Here is a 23,738-nt window from a genome sequence, read left to right as displayed (position 1 = left end):
GCTCTAATCAACCAAAACAATATTAGGAGGAGTTTCGCCTTTTAAAACTGCAATTACATTATCAACGGCAGTATTACCCATTCGTTTATTTGATTCAACAGTTGTTCCACCAATATGAGGTGTTAATATAACATTAGGTAAATCAAAAAGAGGCAAATGCATTGGAGGTTCAAAATCATATACATCAGTAGCATACCCCTTTAAAGTTCCATCTATCAAAGAGTTGTAAAGAGCTTCATTATCAATAAGTTGACTCCTAGCAGTATTAATCATAATAGCACCTTTTTTTATTAATTTAAATTTATCTGCATTAAGAATATTTAATGTATCGTTGGTTAATGGTAAATGCAAACTTATAAAATCTGCTTCTGATAAAAGTTCATCTAGCCCCACATACTTTACTCCTAGCTCCAAGGCTAATGGATTTTTCTTGATATCATATCCTAAAATATTCATATCATATCCAGTAGCTCGTTTTGCCACTGCAGTACCTATTGTACCAACTCCGATAATTCCAATAGTTTTTTTGCTTAAACTTATACCAACTGGCTTAATCCACTTACCATTTTTTGTATCAGTATTTGCTTGATAAAGCCCACGAGCAAGCATATGAAGTAATCCAAAAGCTAAATCAGCAACTTCTTCGCTGTTAGTGCCAGGGGCATTAGTAACAACAATGCCTAATTGATTCGCAGTTTTAACGTCGATGCTATCTACTCCTACTCCATGTTTTGCAATAATCTTGAGTTTCTTACATTTTTTGATAACATCCCCTGGAACTTTATCATTTCCTACTATCAGTGCATCCGCATCAGAAGCATATCTTATTATTTCTTCATTTGTAAAAGGTCTTCCAAAAGGATTAAGTACAACTTCACAACCAAATTCTTCGAGACGTTTTACTGGTTCTTTATTAATTTTTCCAAATGTAACTGCTGTACTAACAACTTTCCATTTTTTCATTTGCAGAGTGCCTCCTAATGCTCTATTTTAGATTTGTACATATTTTAAAAAATCTTCATTTAGGCTATTTCAAATAAGGCCTACGTTTCCCCCAGATATTTCTTATATCGATTTTATGAATCTAGCCGAGAAACACTTACAATATTTTTAATACTCTCTCTAAACTTAGCATCAAACTCTTCTTGACTCATTAATCCTGCATACGCTGTTGGTATAATTAATACCTGGGAGTTTAACTCAATGTTAACTGGAGCCGGGCTTATCACAATAGAAAAATTTGAGTCCCAGTTAATTACATCAAAATAATTTATCTCAAAAACATCTGCATCAAAAATATTCAATTTTTCTAAACTACTGTTGACTAGGTTTATTATTCTAGTATTATTAACAATACATGAAGTTTGCACCACAAGTACCCTCAATCTAACCAATGGTATAACCTCCATCCACTGGTAATATAACTCCGGTAATAAAAGACGCTTTATCTGATGCTAAAAAAACCACTGCCTCTGCTATTTCTTCAGGTAATGCATATCTTTTTAAAGGAATTTTATTAATACGCTCTTGTTCTTGTTCTAATAAGCCTTTGTCTTCAAATCTGCTTTTTACTTTTTCTGTTAGGGTAGGTCCTGGTGCCACAGCATTTACACGTATACCATATTTTGCTAGATCCAGTGCGAGAATTTTAGTCATGGTGTGGACGCCAGATTTTGTTATAGTATAGTGCATTTTATCATTTTTTATTTGAAGTGCACTAGAAGATCCAATATTAACTATAGACCCCTTGATACACTTTTCTTTCATATATTTGGCAAAAATTTTTGTACAATAAAATATACTTAAAAGATTGGTTTTTATTGACATATTCCAGAGGTCGTCGGTAATCTCCTCCCACTGTATTTTATTCGTAAATCCGCCTGCATTATTAATCAAGATTTCAGGAATACCTACCTCAGTTACAATGCTATAACTAACTTTTTTGATGTCTTCATAATTACTTACATCGCAAACATATCCGCAAACCTTACCCCTACCATTTGTTGCGTTTTTTATTTTCTTAACCGCGGAATCCAGTTTTTCGGTGTTTCTGCCTATTATAAGAACATTGGCATTCTCTTCTGCAAATTTTTTAGCTATTGCAAAACCTATCCCGCTGCTTCCACCTGTTACAATCACATTTTTACCATAAAACATATTCAACTAAATCACCACCCTTAAATGATTCCAAAAGTTAGATTTTATTTTCCTCAAGTAACTCCTCTAATTGACTCATAATGCTTTCAGGAATAGGAATACCATTTTTTAGACGAATTTCCTTCGTCATATATTCTTTTTCTCCTGGTAACAAAATAAATTCAGTTCCATCAGCAGTTTGACATGATTTAATCTTTCTTCTAAGTTCTTCTATTGAGCTATAAAATTTGTCTGCATCAAGAATTAGAGAGGGATTAAGACACATAAGCAAAAAGCCAACATTTTGCGGTTTATCTATTTGATTGTGCAATGACAAAACTTTATCCAAAAAGCCTGCTCCTGATAATAATCCAGCAAGTATATCTACTATAAGTGCTAGGCCATAACCCTTATGGCCTCCCATCGGTAGCAGAACACCATCCAATGCTTTCTTTGGATCATCGGTTGGTTTCCCTTCTTTATCCAAAGCCCATCCGATTGGGATTTTTTCTCCTTTTTCTATTGCCAAATAGATCTTAGATTTTGCTGCCGCACTGGTAGCCATATCCAATACAATAGGCTTGTCATTTTTTACAGGAATAGCCACTGATATTGGATTTGTCCCTATGAGAGGCTCTTTCCCTCCCCATGGCGGCATGCTTGGTGGTGCATTACATATTGCTATTCCAACCATTCCCTTTTCTGCAGCCAGAGAGCTGTAATAAAAGGCTGGGCCGAACGTGTTACTATTTCTACAAAAAGAAGCAAACAACCCTTTGCTCCTTGATTCTTCTATAGCCTTTTCCATCGCCTTTTTGGCAACTACAGCCCCCAAAGCATTATCTCCATTGAATACACAAAATGAAATACCTTCTTTTTCAATTTTCACATTTGGGTTGGGGTTAGCACCACCATTTCTCAGTCTCTTTAAATATGTAGGCAATATTGCAACACCATGAGTGTCTACCCCTCTTAAATTCGCCTCTACAATTGTATCGGCTATTGTTTCTGCATCATCTTTTGGCACAGACCATTTCATAAGTAACGTAACGCATATTTTACGAAGTTCATTTTCTTTTATTAGAACAGTTCTCATACTCTACCTCACTCACTTTCCTTATATTTAGTATTTAGGTTGACCACACAAAAATGTGTGATCAACCTATTAATCATATAATTATTTAGACTTTCGTCGATTCTGACTTAATATTTTCTCCTGAGTAGTATTTCTTCAACAAATAAAAGCTAATGATTGCTAATACAACTATTATTACTACAACTCCTATATTTTTCTTTGCCATCTCTACAGCGCCCCAAATTATTGGCGATGTTTTTAACCAGGTAATCTGGGATACGTTTTCTGGTATTTGAACTCCCGCTTCTTTTGCAAGCATTGTGAATGAAGGCGCTACTGCACTTGCTCCCCATAAACTAATAGCTAATACAAATACACCTATTATCAACGTCTTAATCAGGTCGCCGCTTGTTATGGCAACTACTGGTGCCATTAAGCACCCAAAGTTTCCTAAATCACCAAATGGCAAAGTAGTGTTACCTGGCAAAATTACTGATAGCAACACAAGTACAGGAATCAATAATATAGCAGAAGTAATTGTTGTTGGATGTCCAGCTAAAATTGGCCAATCAAGCCCGATATAGAATTCTCGGCCAGGATATCTACTTTTCATAAAGTCCGATGCTGCTTCTGATATTGGCATAAGTGCTTCCATAAATATTCCAACAATTCGTGGCAACATTACCATTACAGTAGCGGTTGCAACGCCAAGCTTCAATATATTATCAAATGAATATCCGGCCAAACCTCCAATCAAAAGCCCCATTATTAATCCAATTATCAAATTTTCACCTAAAAATCCAAATTTCTTTTGTATTGCAGCTGGATCTGCTTTTAGTTTATTTAAACCAGGTACCTTATCAAGAAGATATGCTACTGGCGTCACCATTACTAACCATGTTGCACACGCATGTGGAACTGATATTCCAGGTACTCCGCTGACTTCTTGTACCCTCTTAGCAGTTAAATCACCTAATTTCAATTCAATTATTATTATCGCCACTGCCAGAACATATGACCAGAGTAGATTCCCTGTAATTCCATATATTATTGCACCTGCAAAAACTTTTTGCCAAACATTCCACAGGTCTACATTTAATGTCTTAGTAAAGCCAACCCACAAAAGCAATAAATTAAGTAAAATCTGCACAAGAAACATACTTGCTGCGTATGGCCAGGCCCAACTTATTGTAGAAGCTGCCGGCCAGCCTATATCCATTGCAGTTAATTTTAAACCTGTCCGATTAATCATTGCCTGTGCAGCTGGCGCTATCTGTCCAACCAATAACTGAGAAATAAATAGATTTATGGCTGTAAAAGCAACGCCTAATGTTAAACCTGCTCGTAACGCTTTCCCTGGTTTCAATCCAAAAATTAATCCAAGTAGGAACATTATAACTGGAAGAAATACATTGGCACCTAAACCCACTATATATTTAACAATCCCAAGGAGATTCATTTGCTTCCCTCCTCTAAAATCTTAAAAATTTCATCCAAGACATTTTTTTCGCCCACCCCTGTGAGGAATGGCACACCATTCACAACGGGAACATTGTTTACTTTTAACCCCGGTGTTATGCTAATAATCAGGTCGGCGTGTACTATCTCGCCTTGTAACTCACGAAAGGCAATTGGTTTAACCTCTACATCAATTCCCTTCTCTTCACACGCTTTCTTCACTTTTTGAGCAACAATTGTTGAACTTGCAATACCAGATCCACATAAAGTAATTATTCTTTTTTTAGCCATTTAAAATCAGCTCCCTCATTTTTGGTAAATCAAGAATCAACAAAGCCTATCTTTTAATATCGATACTACATATGACCTATCATCGGCGGTCAAAATTTTCTCTATTGTTTGGGAGTCACATATAAACTGAGAAAACTTTGATAAAAATGTTGCTTGCTCTTCCTTCTTGTTCACTGCTAAAGGAAAAACTGTTTTAACGTCTACTGTTTCCTTATCATCCCCCTCAAACCAAGTTTTACTGGTTCTGCTAACATTGCAACTGTTATTGCCGATCCCTTGCAATGTTCAGCATCTGTGTTCGGTAGAGCAATTTTAACCGGTTCCGTAAGCAACCCGGTTAAAAGTCTTTTTTCCTTTCTTTACCACCTCCCTTTTTCCAATAAAAGTTTGCATGTTTTATAATTATTCTTTTTTTGTTTTGTCTCTGTTAAGTAAAATAATTTCTTATCAATTTTCACTGATTTTGTCTTTCCATAAAATTGCCATATATGGAAAGCATGTAGCTATTCCATGAAAGTTTTAATCTTTTCTACAAATTTCTTTGCTCTCTCGGTTACAGATTTGAAATCACCATTTTTAGCTCCCGCGGTTAAAGATCCACCAACTCCAACAGCCACAGCTCCAGCTTTAAACCACTCAATAACGTTATCCAGATTTACACCACCGGTAGGCATCATCGGTACATAGGGAAGTGGACCTTTTACAGCTTTCAAAAACGCAGGTCCAAGAGATTCTCCAGGAAATATTTTTACAATATCTGTTCCATATTCTATTGCCTCTATTATTTCTTTTATTGTCATAGCACCCGCCATAATTGGTATCTGATACCTATTACATAGTTGGACTGTCCTTATATTCAAAGAAGGTGTGACTATATATTGAGCTCCAGACATGATAGCAATTCTCGCAGTTTCTGAATCCAGAACAGTTCCAGCCCCGATCAAAAGAGTGTCCCTATCATATTCATTACTAAGAGTTTCTATTACTTTATCTGCATGTGGTACTGTAAACGTTATTTCTATCGAATGTATCCCACCCTCCAAGCAGGCATCCACTGTTTTTCTTGCTTCTTCAGGATTATCAGCTCTCACTATAGCCACTATACGATCTTTTAATATTCGATTTAAAATAGCTATTTTATTTACCATATATAAGCCCCCATTCTTATAAATTTTTAAGATATTACATATTTGGATGAATGACTACTTTAAGCGCATTTGCCATCTGAGCAATTTCAAACCCTTTTAACGCCTCATCAATTGATAATTCTACAGATATAATATCTGAAACATTTTTTGCCACCGAGCTTAGAAAATCTATCGTTGCATCATAGTCTTTTGGTCCAGAACCATTGGCACCAAATACCCCGATTTGTTTATAGTGTATAAGATTTGTATCCAGCTGTACTATCGAATTATTATGTGGAAGCCCAGCGAAAAAGCTTACTCTACCGCCTTTTCTGACAATTTGAAGAGCCTGTAATTGTGCAGTACCTGAGCTGCAGCTTACAATTACAACGTCAAATCCTTTACCTTTGGTTATTCTATCAGCTTCTTCAAGCGGATTTTTAATAGCCGAATTAACAATAAAATCAATATCAAACTTCTCAGCCATCTTACATCTGTCTTCTGATAAATCAAAAAGTGCAATTTTGCTTGCTCCTCTATAACGCGCTTGAATCGAATGCATTAAGCCGATAGGGCCTCCCCCAATTATTGCCACCGAACTTCCTATAGAGATATTTAGTAAATTTTGTCCGTTATAAACTGCAGTAAATGGTTCAATAAGGCATGCATTTCTTAAGCTCAGGCTATCAGGGATGTGCTTGACATTGCCCATTTTGACGGCAATTTCAGGTACCTTCACATATTCAGCAAATCCTCCATCGAAGTCAAAACCAATTATTTTTCGATTATCACACAGGTTTTGTAGTCCGTGTTGACAGTAATAGCATTTTCCACACGGTATCCCAGGTACTACTATCACCCTGTCCCCTACCTTATAATCACTTATATTTCCACCCACTTTTGCAACTATGCCAGAAAACTCATGCCCCAGGATTCTTTTTCCCTTAATTCTTGGATGACCGAATTTGTATGTCCTTACATCTGTACCACAAATTGAACATGAATCAACCTTAACCAAGATTTCGTTATCATCGATTTCTGGTTCTGGTACATTCATAATGCTTATTTCATTAATACCTTTAAAAACCAATGCTTTCACACGAATCACTCCTTTTTATATCTTCATTTATAGACTTGTGCATAATTTGAAAGCCTTAATTTAAGCCATTCCCAAGATGTACTTTTTTGCTCTCACTCTTAAATTTTTTTATCTTTTATGTAGGATTTCCTCCCTTATTTGTCGAATTATTGTATATACACCATAAAATACTTATAAGGAGGAAATCCCACATGTACCAGCTTCAATTACTCTTAAATATACCTGAACTCTTTACTTCTCAATCTAAAATTTGTTTCTATTCTTCTATGTTTGAAAATCTCGATCTATCTTCAATACCTGAATTCCTTTCCTCTGGCCCTGGCCGTAAGGGTTATTCTCATCATGCAATGTTTAGAGCTTTTATTGTTATGCAAGCTGAAAGATTCGGTACAATTTCTGACCTTTTAGATTATCTCCGCAATAATCTTATCATTGCTTATCTTTGTGGCTTCAACATTTTTAAACCTCTTCCTTCTTATTGGACTTTCCGCCGTTTTATTAATGACTTCTCTCATGATTATTTGACCTCTATCTTTCAAAATCAGGTTAATATCCTCAAAAATATGAGCATTATCTCAGGTGAGTTTATTTCCATGGACTCTACCCCTATTAAAGCTAACACTAAGTTAAATAACCCTAAGTCTTTTTCTAAAAATAAATTCTCTAAAGATAATCAGCCTAAGTCTGATAAGGATTGTAAATTAGGCGTTTATTCTGCTTCTAATGATTCTTCTAATAAACGATATAAGTTTTATTGGGGCTATAAAAATCACATTATTGTTGATGCTATCTCTGGATTGCCTATCGCTGAAACTACTACTCCCGCTAATGTCCCTGATTTTGATGTCGCTTTGTCTTTACTTGCTGATACTAATAAATGATTTAAACTAATTGGTACTAATTTTATCGCTGATAAGGGTTATGATGTTAAGAGACTTTATAATTATGTTAGAAATACTCTTCATGGTCATTGTTTTATTCCTCTTAACAAGCGTAATTCTAAAAATCCCCCACTGACTGATGATGGTTATATCGTTTGTGAAGCGGGTATTAAAATGCTCAAAGACGGCAAGCAATATTTTGATGGTTTTATTAAGCCAAGTTCTGCAATTCTAAAGATGACTCTGCTTGCCCTATTCAGCATCCTAAATATTTTAATGGCAAAAAGCATAGAGGTTGTACTAAGTATGCTATTATATCTTCTGATTATAGGTCCTCTATTAATAGAGACTCCCTATATTTTAAGGCTGTCTATAGACTAAGAGTAGAATCAGAAAGATATAATTCTCGCTTTAAGGCCCTAGATTTTGAAAAAGCTTATGTTAGAAATATTAATTCTGTCAGCAACCTTAATACTTTTGGCCATATTACTTTGCTTACTGTCGCTATTGTAGCTATTAAGCTAGGTAAATTTGATGAGTTTAAATCTCTTAGTGCTCTGATGCAATCGGCTTAATTTTCACTGAATCTAGTTCATGCCACTTTTTAACATTTGACTTCTACAGGATATTTATGCCCTTTTTTAGCTCCTCTTTTTACTTTCCTTTGGATTTTTGTGTTCAACTGAAGTTTTGATGGTAGTATATTACATATAATATATATTTTGGTTTTTGCTTTTGATAATTTTACTTACCTTTGCACATCCCTATATCTTCATTTCTTAATATGTTAAATAGTTTTTAATGTTTAAAATAAAATCTCCTTCCTAACAAATTGTGTAAATGTTTCAATACTATGTGTGTTATACTATATATCTCTCATCTCTGCAACATTTTCAACACCACTTCTCTCTTTATGTCAGCTTGGATTGACAATAAACTAGCAATGATGCATTTCATTACAAGCTTTATATAATATTGCTTATTTGTTGTAATAAGGCACAAAAGCACTTATATATTCCTCACTACTCAAACTAAGAGGTTGAAAGGATACACCTAACAATTTTAAATTAAAAAATTCTTTGGCATTTTCCTCTACATATACAAGCTTAATCAAAGCATCTTCTGCATTTTTTCCTACAGTAACTACACCATGATTCCTTAACAAGCAGCAATCGTATTGTCCTAAAGTTTTTACTACATTATCTGCCAGTTCCTCTGACCCCGGTGGTGCATAATCTGCTACAGGAATCGTTATTGCGCCGTAATGTACAGCTTCTCTACTAACGGGTGGAATCTCTATATTGGCAATTGCAAATGTCGTAGCATATAATGAATGGGAATGGCAAATAGCAAATACATCACTCCTGTTTTGATAAATTTTAACATGCATTAAATATTCAGCTGATGGCTTATACACAGACGAGAGTATTTTACCACTCCCATCTAATACTGAAATTATTTCTGGTGTAAGCTCTTCTCTTGGAATCCAAGAAGGTGTAATATATATATATCCGCTATATTTATCCCGCACACTGAAATTACCTGATTTGTATTTGATAAGTCCATATTTCTCCGCTTCTTGTGCCATTTTCACTACTTCTTGCCTAATATCCATTTTAAATCCCCCTATCTCAATATTTTGTGATTAACTCAATCAAGCTTTAAAAATCTCATTTTTTCGCTAAATTTAAAATAATTGTCAGTTAAGGTTTAAAACCCTACACAGGAAATTTTAAACCTTCAAATAAATTATTCTTTGATAAGCTAATACACCATTATTTAAAATGACCTTGAAGGTGCTGATAAGTTAATCGCTGATATTATTGTCTATGCTCTTAAAATAGATGCCTCCTCTATTAAAATTGGGATGGAGTCTACTTCTAATTTTGGATGGCATCTGCACCTTCATTTAGCCTCATCTTCCAGTCTCCTTGCCTTTAATCCTCTGTTTTATGTGCTAAATCCGAGTGTAGTCAAGGGCTTTAAAAAGTCGTACACTCATTTGCCTAAAACAGATGAAGCTAAGTGTGGCAACTTCTATTTAAGATACTATCTTGTAGAGGCCTCTAATCTACTTAGGATGCATGTAGATGAGTATACAGCCTTTTACTACAAGAAGTATAAAGAAATTAACAGGCATCAGCATAAAAGAGCCCTCGTCCTCACGGCACGTAAACTTTGTCAGGCTGGTCTTTGCATTGCTGAGCAAAGGCCAAAAATATATAGACCGCGAGGTATGGTAACTAACACATAGCATGATTAAACATAGTTAATATTCTCCCAATTATTACCTGTAAGCCTGCGCTGTTTATGGGTTTATTAAGTGTTGCCTTTTTTGGGCTTATTGAGTGCAGTTTTTTTCTTAATTTCCAATTTTGCTACTTGACATTACACCGTATACCATTTATGAAATCTTTCTTTTTAACCTTTTGATTTTTTAATTTTTTATTAAATCATTTTTATTAAATCAATTATTTCCTCACCACCTTTAGCATTTAAAATACTTTTTAAAAAGTTTTTATTTTGAATAAGTTCTACTAATTGTTGCAACATCTCCACTTGACTATGGCTTTCATTTAAAGCTATCATAAATACTATATTTACCTGTACATCTTCTTCTGGATTAGCCATATTTTTAAATACAACCGGTCTGCAGAGTGTCGCTACAGCAATTGCTGGCTTTAAAACGTGTTCCGCATCAGTATGAGGAATTGCTACGTTATTGCCATTAAGAAGCAATCCTGTGGGAAAAGTTTTTTCCCTATTTATAATTCCTTCTAAAAAGCTCTCTTTAACATAGCCATTTTCTAGTAACTTCCTATAAAGTATTTCAAATACTTCTTCTTTACTTTTAGCTTCTAACTTAGTTACGATTAATTCTTTATGAAAAAACTCTGTAAGTTTCATTGAATATTACCTCCTCGTTGAGTCACTATATTTCTCTTGCAAGAGCCGTGCCAACTATCTGACATGTTTTGTGCTATTTTATAATAATATTTTTTATTTCTTGGGAACTTTTAGCTTTTCTTATGGCATTGATGCTTTGTTCTTCAGTTAAAATTTGATACAAATACATAAAGTAATCCTTTGAATCTTCCTTCAGCGCTATCATAAACACCAAATCTGCCTTAAGCTCACCTTCCCAATAAATAGGCTCTTTCAATTTTGCAACAGCTATGGCAGGTTTTGTGACATGTTCTGGGTAACCATGAGGTATAGCAATCCCTCCTTTTAAAATAGTAGCCCCCATTGACTCTCTTTTATATACACTTAGTAAAAACCTTTCATCTACATAGCCTTTATCTTGCAATATCTCCACCAATTTATCTATAACATCACTTTTCATAGAAGTATCTAAATCATGAAAAATAAGGTCTTCCTGTATTACTTCTTTTAAAGGATTTTCTTTCTCTAAATTGACAATTTTTTTGAATTTTTCAATCCCTGTGCCATGTAAAATATCTTCAACAGATATAAAAGGTATACTTTTTATGCCGGGATTTATTGTACCAACAAAAGCTACCACTTCATTTTCTTCTCTTATTTTTGAAATTTCTTTTTCAATATCTTCCTGCCTGAGCATTCCAACAGGTATTATTTTGTAATCATCTTTTAGTTGTGGTAAGACATCTTCAATATATTTCTTTATTTTTAACGCTGTTCCCTCTCCTGTAATACATACAGTTACAATTGCTTTTGGAAGCTTATCTTTACTCTTTATACCTTCAACTCTTCCTATATATGTTTTATCTACGTCTAACGCATCTGCTATTTCATCTAAATTAGTATCCGGTATAATAGCTCTTCTGACAGCTTCCAACACCATAACCGTATCTACTCTTCCTACCACTCTTGTAGGTATCCCTGTCCTTTTGGTTATAATTTCACCAAAGGTAATTAATGAACCCATGTCAACCAAAATAATGCAGCCTTTGCCTTCGTCTATTCTTTTCACTACTTCAATTGTCCTCTCAAGAACAGATTCTGGGCTTTCATCAAGAGCCATATCTATACCGACTGCATGATTTACCCCTAAGAGTTTATTTGCCACCTCTGCCATGCCACTTGCAACATGGCCGTGCGTAAGCACAACTACGCCCACTCTGCCTTTAGTTATTTCTTTGTCCCCTGAGAATGTCCTTAGATACATAGCAATAAAGCCCACTTCTTCATCAGGCAGCTGTATTTCTAATTCTTTGTTAATTTGTTTTGCCATAATTTTAGCAATAGAATACTCAACAGGATATTCTTTCACTATGTTTTCAAGTTGAGGATTAATTATTGGTTTGCCGCTTAATATTCTTTCATAAGCAGCACTTAAGTGTATAGCAAGGGAATAAAAGAGATTATCCTCTAAGTTTTTAAAACTTTTTTTAGCAATCTCGTATGCTTTTTCAACAGCATTTACAATTTTTTCTCCTACTATGTTTGTCAATTCTTTTTTTGAAATTGTTATGTTAGATTTTACATTTACAGCAAATTTCTTCAGCTCCGCCTCTATCTCTTTCCCGAGAATTTTATCTATCTCCTCTTTTGTAAGTCCTTGTCTTTTTAAGTCAATAAACCTTTCTTCTATAAATTGATATATTTCATCAGGCAGCATATATCTATCTTCTTTTGGATATAACTTAATTTCCTTGTCAGGATACACCATAATGTCTTCATTTGAATATCTTTCTATTTCGGGATCTCTTTTATTTACTCTGATTATCCCCATTTTTACGTGGTTAGGTAAATCTGAAAGGTCTATTGTCAATGAAGAGCTTTTACCCCCTAATGAATTTAAAAAGCTCCTCGCACAAGCAACTTGAATATCGCTCCTTAGCTGCCCTATATTCCCCGGACAGTCATAAAGCATAAGAGCTCTTACTGCCTCTTTTTTTACAATAATCGATTTATTAATTCTAAAAGACTCTTTTGAGAAAAAATGATGTATAATTTCATATCTTTCTTGGGGAGGTCTTTCTGAAAGAGAAGGAAGTTCTATCACCATAGGAATTCTTCTCCTAAAAGTAAGTAATAGCGAAGATTCAGGATTTTCAGTAGTAGCAGCAATAAGCATAATTTGTGCCTCTCTAGTACTTTCTGTTTCCCCTAATCGTCTGAATTTTCCTTTGTCCAACAAATAAAAGAGTATCTCTTGTCCTTCACTTGGAAGCCTGTGGACTTCGTCCAAAAACAAAATTCCACCATCAGCTTTTTCTACCAATCCCGCTTTTGCAGTATCAGCCCCTGTGAAAGCGCCTTTTACATAACCAAAAAGTTGCGCCATGAGTAGTTGTGGATTATCCGCATAATCAGCACAGTTAAAAACTACAAAAGGCGCATTTTCATTAAATTTTCCAGACTCTATTGCATAGTTGTACATTGCTTCAGCCAACTGGCTTTTTCCAGATCCTGATGGTCCTACTATTAAAGTATGCAATCCATGGGGAGGATAAAGTACTGCAGCTTTTGCAAGGCTTATCTGCACTTTAAGGCTTCCTTCGCTTCCAATAATCTCTTTAAATGAGAGTAAGCTTTTAGCTGTTTTAGGAGTTTCAAAATTTACATTATCGTTTTTAATAGTACTTTGTTGCACTAAATTATCTGCAATTTTATCTTTTAAAATTTCCTTTTTTATTTGTGTAGCTACAAAACGAGAAATATTATATCCTAAATTATTTAATTGTTTTGTCAAATTTCTATCTGAAATATTTGGGTCCTTTGAAATTATTTTTTTTGCATCTTCTAAAAGGTAAGGTTTTCTTCTTTCTCTTGAGTCAGGAATATTATTTTTCAGTCTAAATTGTGTCACATCTTCTCTTTTAATATTGAGAATTGCGGCTATTTGGTCATCTGTTAAAGGATTCTTTTTATCCTCTTTTTGTATAATTTCAAAAATCCTTTCAATCATAGTGACAAGCCTCCCTTCAATGTATATTATGCAAAAAATATACCATAAATATGGCAGGAATTGTAGCGGAATATTTAGTAAATTGCATAAGTTGTGAACAAAAGTTTTTAGATAAAATAAAAAAGACCTTAATAGGTCTTATGGCATAAAAAGTATGGTAGCATTTGTATTAGTTTTTAATTTAAGCTCTCATTGGATAAAAAATCTTTTGGTGATATTGCTTTATTAGTTATTTTTTGGAATTCCTCATCTCTTGTAATAATCAAATCACCCTTTAACTTTTTCAAACATTGCATTTGTAAAGCATCTTCTAAATCTCTAAACTCCTTAAAATTCATTGCTTTCTTTATATCATGTTTTGTTATACTCACTACTTCTACTATACTTAACAAAGCTTCTAATGCTTTTATGCTTTCATTGTGAGAAAGGTTTTTATTTATGAAATAATATATATCCGTAATTGAAAAAGCAGCTAAATAAGCATTTATCTTTTTTTCTTCCGCTAATTTTAATATGTTATAAGCATCTACGTCAAAGGGAGTTCTTTTTAATAAAACATCAAGAATAACGTTAGTATCAATTAACACTTTCATCATTTAACCTATTATACCCATATTGTTATTTAACGGGTAATCTTCCCTCCCCTTTAATTGTATTTATTTCTTATTCTTTCTTCCCGTATTTGCTCAGCAGATATATTTTTGTTAGGATAGTCAGATAAAATTCCATACAAAAAATCTGCATTTGGAGTACCTTCTTTTTTTGCTGGAATAAGTTTTGCAACTTCACGTCCATTTTTCGTTATAATAATTTCTTCTTTATCAACTAATTCTAAATATTTACCAACTCTTGTTTTGAATTCTGTAGCATTTACTCTCATTCTTACCACCTCTTTCACTATTTTTATTTACTATATTATCATATTATTCAATTTGATTATATTATCCAATATAGAAATAGTCAATATGCAAAAAACATAAATAACCATTTCTTTAACTTATATATTAGAACAAATATCATAAAAGAAAAACTACTTAAGTTCCATAAAAGCTGCCATACTGCCTGTCATGCCTTTGTCTCTTCTATAGGAATAAAATTCACTATTGCAATGGGTGCACATTTGGCTTACTGTAATGTTTTCATCTGGTATGCCAGTATTTATAAGTTCAATGTGGTTGGTAAGCTGTAAATCCAGCATCCATTTGCCCCCCGCCTTTTTCACAAGAACTTTTTCCCATTCATCAATAACATCTTTAATTTTATTCGCAACATCATCACCTACTTCATAGCAGCATTTGTATATAGAAGGGCCTATCCCTACAAGTATATCTTTGGGATTTGAGCCGTATTCTTCTTTCATGGCATTAACTATTTTAGGCCCAATGTAGGCTACTGTGCCTCTCCATCCTGCGTGTGCAAGGGCAATAACTTTTTTGACAGGGTCTAAGAAAAACAAAGGCACACAGTCGGCATAAAATGTAACAAGAGGAATGCCTCTTTCATTAGTCATAAGGGCATCTACACCAGAGATATCACTTCCACCAAAGTTTTTGCGTTTATCTTCGTAAGTCACCTTTTTTATAACATCACTATGAACTTGGTCTGAAAAAACCATATCTTCATATGAAAAACCGCCAATATCACATATTATTTTAAAATTTTCATAGACTTCCTCTTTAGTGTCATATCTTTTTAAGCTTAAATTCAAGGAAGCGTATTTGCCTTTACTTACACCGCCAATCCGAGTAGTAAAAAGGTGTTTGACAAGCCCCGTCCTTTCAAAAGAAGGTATTGTGTAAAAAACTACTCCTTTTACCTCATTCCTTTTAAAACCTATTTCCAAAGTATCAGCCCCTTTTTATGCCATATTAATTATTTTTTTCTTTTTTATCTTTGTCATTTTTCCCTTTTTTCTCATTTTCAATTCCAAAAATTCTATCCGTCCATTTAACAAAAGCTATCAGAACTAATAAAAGCAATATTAGTGTTACCACCGAAATTATGGAAATTATAACAAAATACTTTTCCATTAAATTTCTCTCCTTTATCTCCCGTTGATTTCTCTAATAATATAATACTATAAACGTTGTCAAAAATCATTAAAAATTTTAAAAAAATAGCAGGATTAACCTGCTATTTTAGTTCAATAAGTTCATAATCTCTTGTACCCAAGCCAATTTCTTCGCCGTATTTTAATTGTAGTTCTCCTTTTGTTTCAGGGTGCAAAGCTTTAAATTTGTCTTCTCCAGGATTCATGCCATATCCTGCTTCTTCTAAAGCTGTGCCTTTGTGACCAAATTGCTGATTCACAAGGTCATAGCTTGCCTGATCTATAGCAACAGGGTCAAAGGAAGCTAATATTCCTATATCAGGAACAATAGGAGCATCACTCCAAGGCGTACAATCGCAAAGTGGTGTAACATTCATGACAAAATTTATAAACGCAATTTTGCCTTTTTTTGTAGAATAAGCGCCATATGCGTATTCCGTCATTCTCTCTACAAAAGCATCCATATCAGTTCCCCATTGAGGCTTTATGACACCATATTGACAAATAGACACGCATTCTCCACACCCTATACATATAGAAGGGTCAATATAAGCTGAACCATTGACCAAAGATATCGCATTTACGGGGCAATTCCTGATGCACATTTGACATGCAGTACATCCCTTTCCTACGATAGGCTGCACTGTTGAATGCTGCTGTTGTTTTCCTGCTGCAGGTGCACACCCCATAGCTAAGTTTTTGATAGCTCCTCCAAAGCCAGCCAATTCATGACCTTTAAAGTGTGACATCACAATCATTGAGTTTGCAAAGAAAATATTTGAAGCAATCTTTACAGTGTCAAAATGCTTTTTATCAATTTTCACTTCTACAGAATCTTTGCTTAAAATACCGTCAGCAATTATTATTGGTGCGTTCACAACAGCATATGCGAAACCATTTTCAATCGCTGTCACCAAATGGTCAACTGCATTTGAACGACTGCCTTTGTAAAGAGTATTTGTATCTGTTAAAAAAGGCTTTCCCCCATAACTTTTAATTTTGTCAACCACTTTTCTTACATATATAGGGTTTATGTAGGCGTTGTTTCCCTTTTCTCCAAAGTGAATTTTAATAGCTACCAAATCATTTTTATCAATAATGTTTTTAAAACCCGCTACATCAAAAATTCTCGCTACTTTGGAGGGCAAACTGCTGCTAGCTTTGTTTGCCCTCAGATTGTAAAAATATACTTTTGATTTCATAATACCACCTCATTTACAAAATTAATTTCGTACAAGTTTAGAATTTAGAAATTTTATGCCTTTTTTGAGATAAGAAAAAGCAGACTTATCAGTAACCAATACAATAGTAGAGTAAATTATAGCCCCCACTAATATAGTTATAAACAGGACTATAACCTCATAAATTCTTTTATCTGACGGCATCTTAACAATTAAATTATTATACATAAAATGCACTATCACCCCCATTACAATTGCTGCAAACATTGCCTTTATAAAACTCATAAACATGTATTTCCCGCCTATTTTCCCAAGTTTTCTTTTTAAAGAAGTAAATAAAAGAAAAGTAACAAATATGGCTGCAATAGAAGTAGAAAGTGCAAGTCCACCTAATTTTAAATATCTAACCAAAATTAAATTAAGTGCAATATTTAGTAATACAGCCATAGCACCATTTATCATAGGAGTTTTTGTATCTTTCATAGAGTAAAAACTTCTACTTAAGACATCTCTAAGGCCATACGCAGTCATTCCTATGGCAAAATAAAAAAGGGCAATTGAGGTAAGATATGTCGACCTCTCATCAAAAGCTCCTCTTTCGAATAATACTTTTATTATAGGCACTCGGAGTACCATTGCACCAACTGATACAGGTATTAATACGTATAAAATACCACTTACCGCAAAATTTAAACTCTTTAGAAAGCCTTCTTTGTCGTCCGCTACTGAATGTTTCGATAAAACAGGGTATATAACAGTTGCAATTGCTGTTGAAAAAATCCCCAATGCAAACATGTTAAGCCTATTGGCATAATTCAATGCTGCAATACTCCCATCAGGCAAAAAAGAAGCTATCACTCTATCCACATAAACATTTATAGTCTGTATCCCTGTTCCCATAAGTACAGGCATTGCCAATAAAATGACTCTTTTTACTCCTTCATCTTTAAAATTCACTCTTAACTTGATTTTGTAACCTAATTTGTATAAAACAGGCAACTGCATTAATGCTTGTATGAAAGTAGCAATAATTATAGAATAAGCTACTATCGTAATCCCAAATTTGCTCCCATATAAAATTGCTACTGTTATTACGATAATATTGTAAGGTATACCTATCATAGCAGGAACAGTAAAATGTTCCATCGCCTGAAGAGCACCAGTGAAAATATTAGATGCAGCTATTAACACCATTGTAGGTAATAATATAGTCGTAAGTTTTACTGTCAACTCAAATTTTTCCCCTGTAAAAGCTGGCGCTACAAATTTTACAAGATAAGGTGCAAATATAAAACCCAAGAAAGTTAAAACTACTGTCGCAATTAATACCACACCTAAAAGGTTATTTATAAAATCAAAAGCCTTTTGTTTCCCCTCTTTTTGTAAATATTCGGTAAATATTGGCACAACAGTAGTAGCTATTGAAGCAGTTACTGCTGCAAAAAGTATCATAGGTATGACAATCGCCATATTATATGCATCCATGGAAACAGATGTACCAAATTGGGAAGCTAAAGCCATATCTCTCAAAAATCCAAATACTTTACTCAGTAGAGTTATTATCATTATGACGCTAGCCGCTTTTACAGTTTTTTTAGCCGTCGACATACATACAACTCCTTAATTTTCTTCAGTCATTATAAACATAAGCTCTGCAGTAGCTACAACTTCATCTCCAACTTTTGCAACACCTTTAGCTTTTACAAGCCCCATCTTTATAGAATCTATTAAAACTTCTAAAACAAGTTGGTCACCAGGCCTTACCACTTTTTTGAAGCGACATTTATCAATACCTGTAAAAAGCCCTAATTTACCTTTAAACTCTTCTATATTCATAACAGCAATCCCGGCTACTTGTGCCAATGCCTCAACAATAAGAACTCCTGGCATTATAGGATTGTCTGGAAAATGCCCTTGAAAAAAAGGTTCATTAGCGGTCACATTTTTTATTCCAACAGCTTTTTTACCTTCTTCAATTTCTATTATTCTATCCACTAATAAAAAAGGATATCTATGAGGAAGAATTTTTCTTATGTCTTTATTTTCCACTCTATTCTTCACCTCTTTTTAGCGGAATTTGAAGATATGCCAAAACCGTGGCTTATCATTGATTATATCACAAAAAAATGAAAAATAAAAAGGGCAAGCGCCCTTTCACACTTTCTTAGAAAGTTGATTATATATTTGGTCAGCCAGTCCAAAAGATCCATTTTGAGCCAACATTTCAGCATATTTATCATATAACATAGAAGTAAAAATATCATTTGCTAGGCTATCTCCCGTCAATGGGTCTTCTGGAATTGTCTTTATCATCTCATTTAACATAAGCCCTATAAAAGTTGCCTCTAATTGCTGACATGCTTCTTTAAGCTTTTTACTGTCTTTGTATTTTATCGCCTGTTGTATTATTCGTTCAAAATCACTTCCATCTTTTTGCAAATCAATTTGAAATTTATTTATGTCACTGTTATTTATAGGATTTATTTCCATGCAAGGTCATCCCTTTCAATAAATTATCTTCTCAGATTATTTGCAATTCCCAGCATTTCATCAGCTGCTTGTATAGCTTTTGAATTTATTTCATAAGCTCTTTGTGCGGCAATCATGTCCACCATTTCCTTTACAACTTGGACATTTGAGGTTTCTAAAAATCCTTGCATGACTTTGCCCATTCTTCCTTGAAAGTCATCTCTTGTACCAGGCTGCCCTGAGGCTTCTGTTGGCTCATAGAGATTACTACCCACACTTAAAAGTCCCTGAGGATTGACAAAATTATAGATTCCTAAAGTAGCTACTTCTTGAGTAGTTCCATCAGGATTTTTTACGCTTATTACACCCATTGGCGATACTGATATATCTTTTTCAGTGCTGTCAAAAACTATGGGATTACCGCTGTCATCTAATACAGGATAGCCGTCAGCAGTTACAAGCATTAAAGTGTTACCGTCAGCACTTAATTTAAAACTTCCATCCCTCGTGTAATAAACTTTGTCATCTGGTCCTAACACAGCAAAAAAGCCTTCTCCATCCAATGCCAAATCCAAAGGATTCTCTGTCTGCTGGAGGCTTCCTTCCGTAAAATCTTTTACAATTGCTGAAGGTCTCACGCCTACCCCTACTTGCATATTGACAGGTTTACCTTGTCCACCATATACGTTTTCTCTTTGTAAAGTTTGATATATTAAATCTTTAAATTCGGCCCTATCTCTTTTAAAAGCAGTAGTATTTACATTCGCAAGATTATTCGCGATAACATCTACGTTAAGTTGCTGAGCAGTCATGCCAGTTGCTACAGACCACAATGCCCTCATCATAATTTTCATCCTCCTTATACTTTTCCAACTTCGTTGACAGCTTTTCCAAGAGTCTCATCAAAAGCAATTACAACCTTCTGATTTGATTCATAATTTCTCATCACGCTTATCATATTTACCATTTCTTTAACGGAATTCACATTTGACTGTTCTAAAAAACCTTGCTTTATTTTCCCTGTTGCAGGAATAACTTGTACATTGGCACTGTTATCTATAAAAAATAAATTATTGCCCTCTTTTCTTAAACCATCATAATTATCAAAATCCACAATTCTAAGCCTGTCCACCAATTGACCATTGTTTATAATATTGCCCATCTCATCAACAGAAATGTCTCCTTGTGACAACTGTATAGGCCCATTTTCCCCTTCTACAATATATCCCTCTTGTGTGACTAAATACCCATCTTTGGATAAAGTAAAAGAGCCATCCCTTGTATACCTTTGACCATTAGGGGTATTTACCACAAAAAACCCATTGCCATCTATCGCAAAGTCTAACTTACCATTTGTTTGAGAAAAAGCACCTTCTTCAAAATTTGTATGAAAAGTGTCAACTAACACGCCGTAATCCATTCTTCCAATTTTCCCGTTAGGCGGTGTGTTATCGCCACCATGTCTTGTTACTTCAAAATTTGGGAAAGAGGAAGTAACTACCACATCTCTTTTATATCCTACTGTATTAACATTTGCAAGATTATTCGCCAAAACATCCATTATCTTAGTTTGGGTAATCATCCCCGAAGAGGCAGTGTAAAGCCCTCTTAACATAAAATCACCTTCTTACTTATTGATTTTGTATACGTCTATTACAGTTTCTGATTTTTCTAATAATTCAAGAGAATCCAATGCTTTCCCTGCACCTAAAGCCACACAACTTATAGGGTCATTTGCAAGATATACAGGTGTATTCATCCTTTCCCTTAAAAGCCTGTCCATTCCTTTTAGCAATGCTCCGCCACCCGTGAGTACTATCCCTTTGTCACTTATGTCCGCCGCTAATTCAGGAGGTGTTCTTTCTAATACACTGTGGACAGCTTCAACAATTTCTTCAAGAGGCTCTTTTAATGCTTCACATATTTCACTGGAAGTCACTTCTACATTCTGAGGCAAACCTGACATTAAACTTCTCCCTTTTACTAGCATTTTCTCTTCTTTACCGTCAAAGTAGGCAGTACCTATATTTATCTTTATTTCTTCTGCCATTCTTTCTCCTATTATTATATGATGTTTTTTTCTCATATGCCTTATAATTGCCTCATCAAAATTGTCCCCCGCTACTTTAATATTTTTAGACACCACTGAACTCCCCAAAGAAATTACGGCTATGTCAGTGGTGCCTCCCCCAATATCTACAATCATATTTCCACTAGGCTGTGATATATCTAATCCTGCTCCTATGGCTGCCGCAATAGGTTCTTCGATTAGATAAGCTTTTCGCGCTCCTGCTTGTAATGCTGCATCAATGACAGCTCTTTTTTCTACCTGTGTTACGCCACTTGGAATACAAATCATTATTTTGGGTCTTAATAAAAACCTTCCCCCGCAGGCTTTGTTTATAAAATACCTAAGCATTTTCTCTGTAACGTCGTAGTCAGAAATTACTCCCGCCCTCATAGGCTTCATGGCTAATATATTCCCTGGCGTCCTGCCTACCATTCTTTGTGCTTCTTCGCCAACTGCAAGAATTTTATTAGTATTTCTATCAATTGCTACAACTGATGGTTCTTTTAAAACAATTCCTTCCCCTTTGATGTAGACCAGGACAGATGCCGTGCCAAGGTCAATTCCGATATCCTTAGAGATCGCAAACATCCAAACACACCTTTCTTATGTATTTCGACAAAAATGGCATCCACTTAAATTATCGACATTGATGCCGAAATGTTTAATTTATTATCAATTTATTAATTCGCTACAAATTTACAAAATCCTCTTTTATTTTCTTAAAATTTATTGTTCGTTTTTTGATATTTTATTTTAGTTGCTTTTCCTCCTCTTATATGCCTTTCCGCTTTATTTTTGCTTAGAATCTCTCTCACTTCTTTATATAATTCAAAGTTTATATCTGGAAGCCTTTCTGTCACATCTTTGTGAACTGTGCTTTTGCTAACTCCAAAAACCTTCGCAGCTTCTCTTACAGTTGCTTTGTGTTCTACTATATATTTTGATATTTCTAGTGTTCTCTCTTCTATGTAATCTTTCAAACCCAAAACCCCCTTTAAATTTTTCAAATCTCATTAATATGTATATGCCAAAACAAAGCCATTAGAATATTTATAAAAACAAAAAAGACTTGAATACGGGAAGTATCCAAGTCTTTTTAAGCAGGTGTTCTTATTTAAAATATGCTATTGGATCAACAGGTATTCCATTTTCTAAAAGTTCAAAATGTAAGTGGGGTCCTTCCCCAACTTCAAACTTTGCTGATTCTCCTATTTTCCCTATTTGCTGTCCTCTTACTATTTTTTCTTGTTCCTTTGCTAAAATCTCATCGTCTAAATTTGCATACCGTGTTTCCCATTTTCCATTTTTTATAACAACAGTATTCCCTAATTTTGGATCTTTATATACCTTTGTCACAATTCCATCCATAGCTGACAATACAGGTTCTCCTAAGTTTGATCCAATATCTACACCTTTATGAGTTGTCCATTCTTGAAGGGTTTTTGAAAATACAAGCTTATCTTTAGCAAATTCTAATATTATGTCTCCATTTACAGGCTTCAATAAAACTAACATCGTAGAAGATAAATTACTATCTTTTTTTATTGTGGATGTAGTACTTGCCATAACAGTTGCTACTTTGCTGTTTGTTAAACTATCATTTTTCCCTGAACTTTTAACCTCGTCACTATTTTTTGTTACCGGTTGAGGATTTTCTTTTTTGTCAGATACGTTATTTTCTTGTTGTTGGCTGATAACAGCTGTAGAATTATTTTGCTGTTCTTTTTCTTCCTGAGCTTGCGCTAGTTCTTCTTCATAACCCCAATCACTTTCAATAGCTGAATTAATTTCTTCTTGCTGTGCTTTTCTGAGTTCTTCTAATTTTTTTAAATTATTATTAGTAACATAAACTGATGTAGCGGCTATCACTACTACGGATAAAAATAATACTATGTAAAAACCCTTTCTATCGAAAAATCTTATCAAATTTTCCCTGTTTATTCTCACATTTTTCACCTCCAAATGGTATTTTAACCATTAACTTAATTATTTATACAAAAAATA

General features: G+C 34.3%; 25 protein-coding genes and 2 pseudogenes. 2 read left to right on the top strand and 25 right to left on the bottom strand.

Annotated features, from left to right (window positions below; translation table 11 throughout):
• Positions 1-3: 3 nt before the first annotated feature.
• The 9 genes from THEWI_RS01030 to THEWI_RS00995 form a co-directional block, all read right to left on the bottom strand.
• Entirely contained in the window at positions 4-963 is a 960-nt protein-coding gene (locus THEWI_RS01030) for a phosphoglycerate dehydrogenase (RefSeq protein WP_003868993.1), read from the bottom strand.
• A 113-nt stretch (positions 964-1,076) separates the two neighbouring features.
• Positions 1,077-1,394 (bottom strand): hypothetical protein, encoded by a 318-nt coding sequence (locus tag THEWI_RS01025; RefSeq protein ID WP_014062087.1) that lies wholly within the window; start codon positions 1,392-1,394, stop codon positions 1,077-1,079.
• The gene (locus THEWI_RS01020) at positions 1,387-2,157 is read right to left on the bottom strand and encodes an SDR family NAD(P)-dependent oxidoreductase (RefSeq protein WP_244262341.1); all 771 of its coding nucleotides are present in this window, start codon (positions 2,155-2,157) and stop codon (positions 1,387-1,389) included. The genes THEWI_RS01025 and THEWI_RS01020 overlap by 8 nt, the downstream gene beginning before the upstream one ends.
• Positions 2,158-2,194: 37 nt before the next feature.
• A complete protein-coding gene (locus THEWI_RS01015) occupies positions 2,195-3,232 on the bottom strand; it encodes an Ldh family oxidoreductase (protein ID WP_014062085.1) in 1,038 nt (345 codons plus the stop codon).
• Between the two features lie 85 nt (positions 3,233-3,317).
• Positions 3,318-4,670 (bottom strand): PTS galactitol transporter subunit IIC, encoded by a 1,353-nt coding sequence (locus THEWI_RS01010; protein WP_014062084.1) that lies wholly within the window; start codon positions 4,668-4,670, stop codon positions 3,318-3,320.
• Positions 4,667-4,960 carry a PTS sugar transporter subunit IIB gene (locus THEWI_RS01005; protein WP_014062083.1) on the bottom strand — a complete coding sequence of 98 codons (294 nt, stop codon included), beginning with the start codon at positions 4,958-4,960 and terminating at the stop codon, positions 4,667-4,669. The genes THEWI_RS01010 and THEWI_RS01005 overlap by 4 nt, the downstream gene beginning before the upstream one ends.
• A 36-nt stretch (positions 4,961-4,996) precedes the next feature.
• Complete coding sequence (locus THEWI_RS13725; RefSeq protein WP_083820882.1) at positions 4,997-5,242, bottom strand: PTS sugar transporter subunit IIA; 246 nt, start codon at positions 5,240-5,242, stop codon at positions 4,997-4,999.
• A 221-nt stretch (positions 5,243-5,463) separates the two neighbouring features.
• Entirely contained in the window at positions 5,464-6,108 is a 645-nt protein-coding gene (locus THEWI_RS01000) for a bifunctional 2-keto-4-hydroxyglutarate aldolase/2-keto-3-deoxy-6-phosphogluconate aldolase (RefSeq protein ID WP_014062082.1), read from the bottom strand.
• A gap of 34 nt (positions 6,109-6,142) precedes the next feature.
• Entirely contained in the window at positions 6,143-7,186 is a 1,044-nt protein-coding gene (locus tag THEWI_RS00995) for a zinc-dependent dehydrogenase (RefSeq protein WP_014062081.1), read from the bottom strand.
• A 191-nt stretch (positions 7,187-7,377) separates the two neighbouring features.
• On the opposite strand from THEWI_RS00995, the pseudogene THEWI_RS00990 reads away from it, so the two are divergent.
• Positions 7,378-8,642 (top strand): annotated as a pseudogene (locus tag THEWI_RS00990) (transposase).
• A gap of 404 nt (positions 8,643-9,046) precedes the next feature.
• Here the strand turns inward: THEWI_RS00990 and THEWI_RS00985 are convergent.
• Positions 9,047-9,682, bottom strand: a complete 636-nt coding sequence (locus tag THEWI_RS00985; RefSeq protein ID WP_014062080.1) for a class II aldolase/adducin family protein — start codon at positions 9,680-9,682, stop codon at positions 9,047-9,049.
• 408 nt (positions 9,683-10,090) lie between these two features.
• On the opposite strand from THEWI_RS00985, the pseudogene THEWI_RS13720 reads away from it, so the two are divergent.
• Positions 10,091-10,310: pseudogene (locus THEWI_RS13720) on the top strand (IS110 family transposase); the annotation flags it as partial.
• 205 nt (positions 10,311-10,515) lie between these two features.
• Here the strand turns inward: THEWI_RS13720 and THEWI_RS00975 are convergent.
• The 15 genes from THEWI_RS00975 to THEWI_RS00910 form a co-directional block, all read right to left on the bottom strand.
• Positions 10,516-10,974, bottom strand: coding sequence for a PTS sugar transporter subunit IIA (locus THEWI_RS00975; protein ID WP_014062079.1), 459 nt, complete (start codon positions 10,972-10,974; stop codon positions 10,516-10,518).
• 73 nt (positions 10,975-11,047) lie between these two features.
• Positions 11,048-13,963, bottom strand: coding sequence for a sigma 54-interacting transcriptional regulator (locus THEWI_RS00970; RefSeq protein ID WP_014062078.1), 2,916 nt, complete (start codon positions 13,961-13,963; stop codon positions 11,048-11,050).
• A gap of 176 nt (positions 13,964-14,139) precedes the next feature.
• A complete protein-coding gene (locus tag THEWI_RS00965; RefSeq protein WP_006569931.1) occupies positions 14,140-14,556 on the bottom strand; it encodes a type II toxin-antitoxin system VapC family toxin in 417 nt (138 codons plus the stop codon).
• 53 nt (positions 14,557-14,609) lie between these two features.
• Positions 14,610-14,843, bottom strand: a complete 234-nt coding sequence (locus THEWI_RS00960) for a type II toxin-antitoxin system Phd/YefM family antitoxin (RefSeq protein ID WP_003867285.1) — start codon at positions 14,841-14,843, stop codon at positions 14,610-14,612.
• 150 nt (positions 14,844-14,993) lie between these two features.
• On the bottom strand, positions 14,994-15,806 hold the full coding sequence (pgeF, locus tag THEWI_RS00955) for a peptidoglycan editing factor PgeF (protein ID WP_014062077.1): 813 nt from the start codon (positions 15,804-15,806) through the stop codon (positions 14,994-14,996).
• 25 nt (positions 15,807-15,831) lie between these two features.
• Positions 15,832-15,993: a hypothetical protein gene (locus THEWI_RS14330; RefSeq protein ID WP_003868986.1), complete on the bottom strand. Its 162-nt coding sequence runs from the start codon at positions 15,991-15,993 to the stop codon at positions 15,832-15,834.
• A 103-nt stretch (positions 15,994-16,096) separates the two neighbouring features.
• Positions 16,097-17,215: a DUF362 domain-containing protein gene (locus THEWI_RS00950; RefSeq protein ID WP_014062076.1), complete on the bottom strand. Its 1,119-nt coding sequence runs from the start codon at positions 17,213-17,215 to the stop codon at positions 16,097-16,099.
• Positions 17,216-17,236: 21 nt separating this feature from the next.
• A complete protein-coding gene (gene murJ, locus THEWI_RS00945; protein WP_014062075.1) occupies positions 17,237-18,802 on the bottom strand; it encodes a murein biosynthesis integral membrane protein MurJ in 1,566 nt (521 codons plus the stop codon).
• Between the two features lie 12 nt (positions 18,803-18,814).
• Positions 18,815-19,243 (bottom strand): 3-hydroxyacyl-ACP dehydratase FabZ, encoded by a 429-nt coding sequence (gene fabZ / locus THEWI_RS00940; protein ID WP_004399949.1) that lies wholly within the window; start codon positions 19,241-19,243, stop codon positions 18,815-18,817.
• A 105-nt stretch (positions 19,244-19,348) separates the two neighbouring features.
• A complete protein-coding gene (locus THEWI_RS00935) occupies positions 19,349-19,684 on the bottom strand; it encodes a rod-binding protein (RefSeq protein WP_014062074.1) in 336 nt (111 codons plus the stop codon).
• 23 nt (positions 19,685-19,707) lie between these two features.
• Positions 19,708-20,508: a flagellar basal-body rod protein FlgG gene (flgG, locus tag THEWI_RS00930; RefSeq protein WP_014062073.1), complete on the bottom strand. Its 801-nt coding sequence runs from the start codon at positions 20,506-20,508 to the stop codon at positions 19,708-19,710.
• A 14-nt stretch (positions 20,509-20,522) separates the two neighbouring features.
• On the bottom strand, positions 20,523-21,278 hold the full coding sequence (gene flgF, locus THEWI_RS00925; RefSeq protein WP_006569925.1) for a flagellar basal-body rod protein FlgF: 756 nt from the start codon (positions 21,276-21,278) through the stop codon (positions 20,523-20,525).
• A gap of 12 nt (positions 21,279-21,290) precedes the next feature.
• Complete coding sequence (gene mreB, locus THEWI_RS00920; protein WP_003868977.1) at positions 21,291-22,322, bottom strand: rod shape-determining protein; 1,032 nt, start codon at positions 22,320-22,322, stop codon at positions 21,291-21,293.
• Positions 22,323-22,453: 131 nt separating this feature from the next.
• Entirely contained in the window at positions 22,454-22,714 is a 261-nt protein-coding gene (gene spoIIID / locus THEWI_RS00915; RefSeq protein ID WP_003868976.1) for a sporulation transcriptional regulator SpoIIID, read from the bottom strand.
• A gap of 130 nt (positions 22,715-22,844) precedes the next feature.
• The gene (locus THEWI_RS00910) at positions 22,845-23,681 is read right to left on the bottom strand and encodes a M23 family metallopeptidase (RefSeq protein ID WP_012269759.1); all 837 of its coding nucleotides are present in this window, start codon (positions 23,679-23,681) and stop codon (positions 22,845-22,847) included.
• Positions 23,682-23,738 lie beyond the last annotated feature (57 nt).

The sequence above is a fragment of the Thermoanaerobacter wiegelii Rt8.B1 genome (assembly GCF_000147695.2).
Taxonomy (GTDB): Bacteria; Bacillota; Thermoanaerobacteria; order Thermoanaerobacterales; family Thermoanaerobacteraceae; genus Thermoanaerobacter; species Thermoanaerobacter ethanolicus.
The sequence above is the reverse complement of the archived record's forward strand: the minus strand, read 5'-3'. Positions and strand labels throughout refer to the sequence as shown.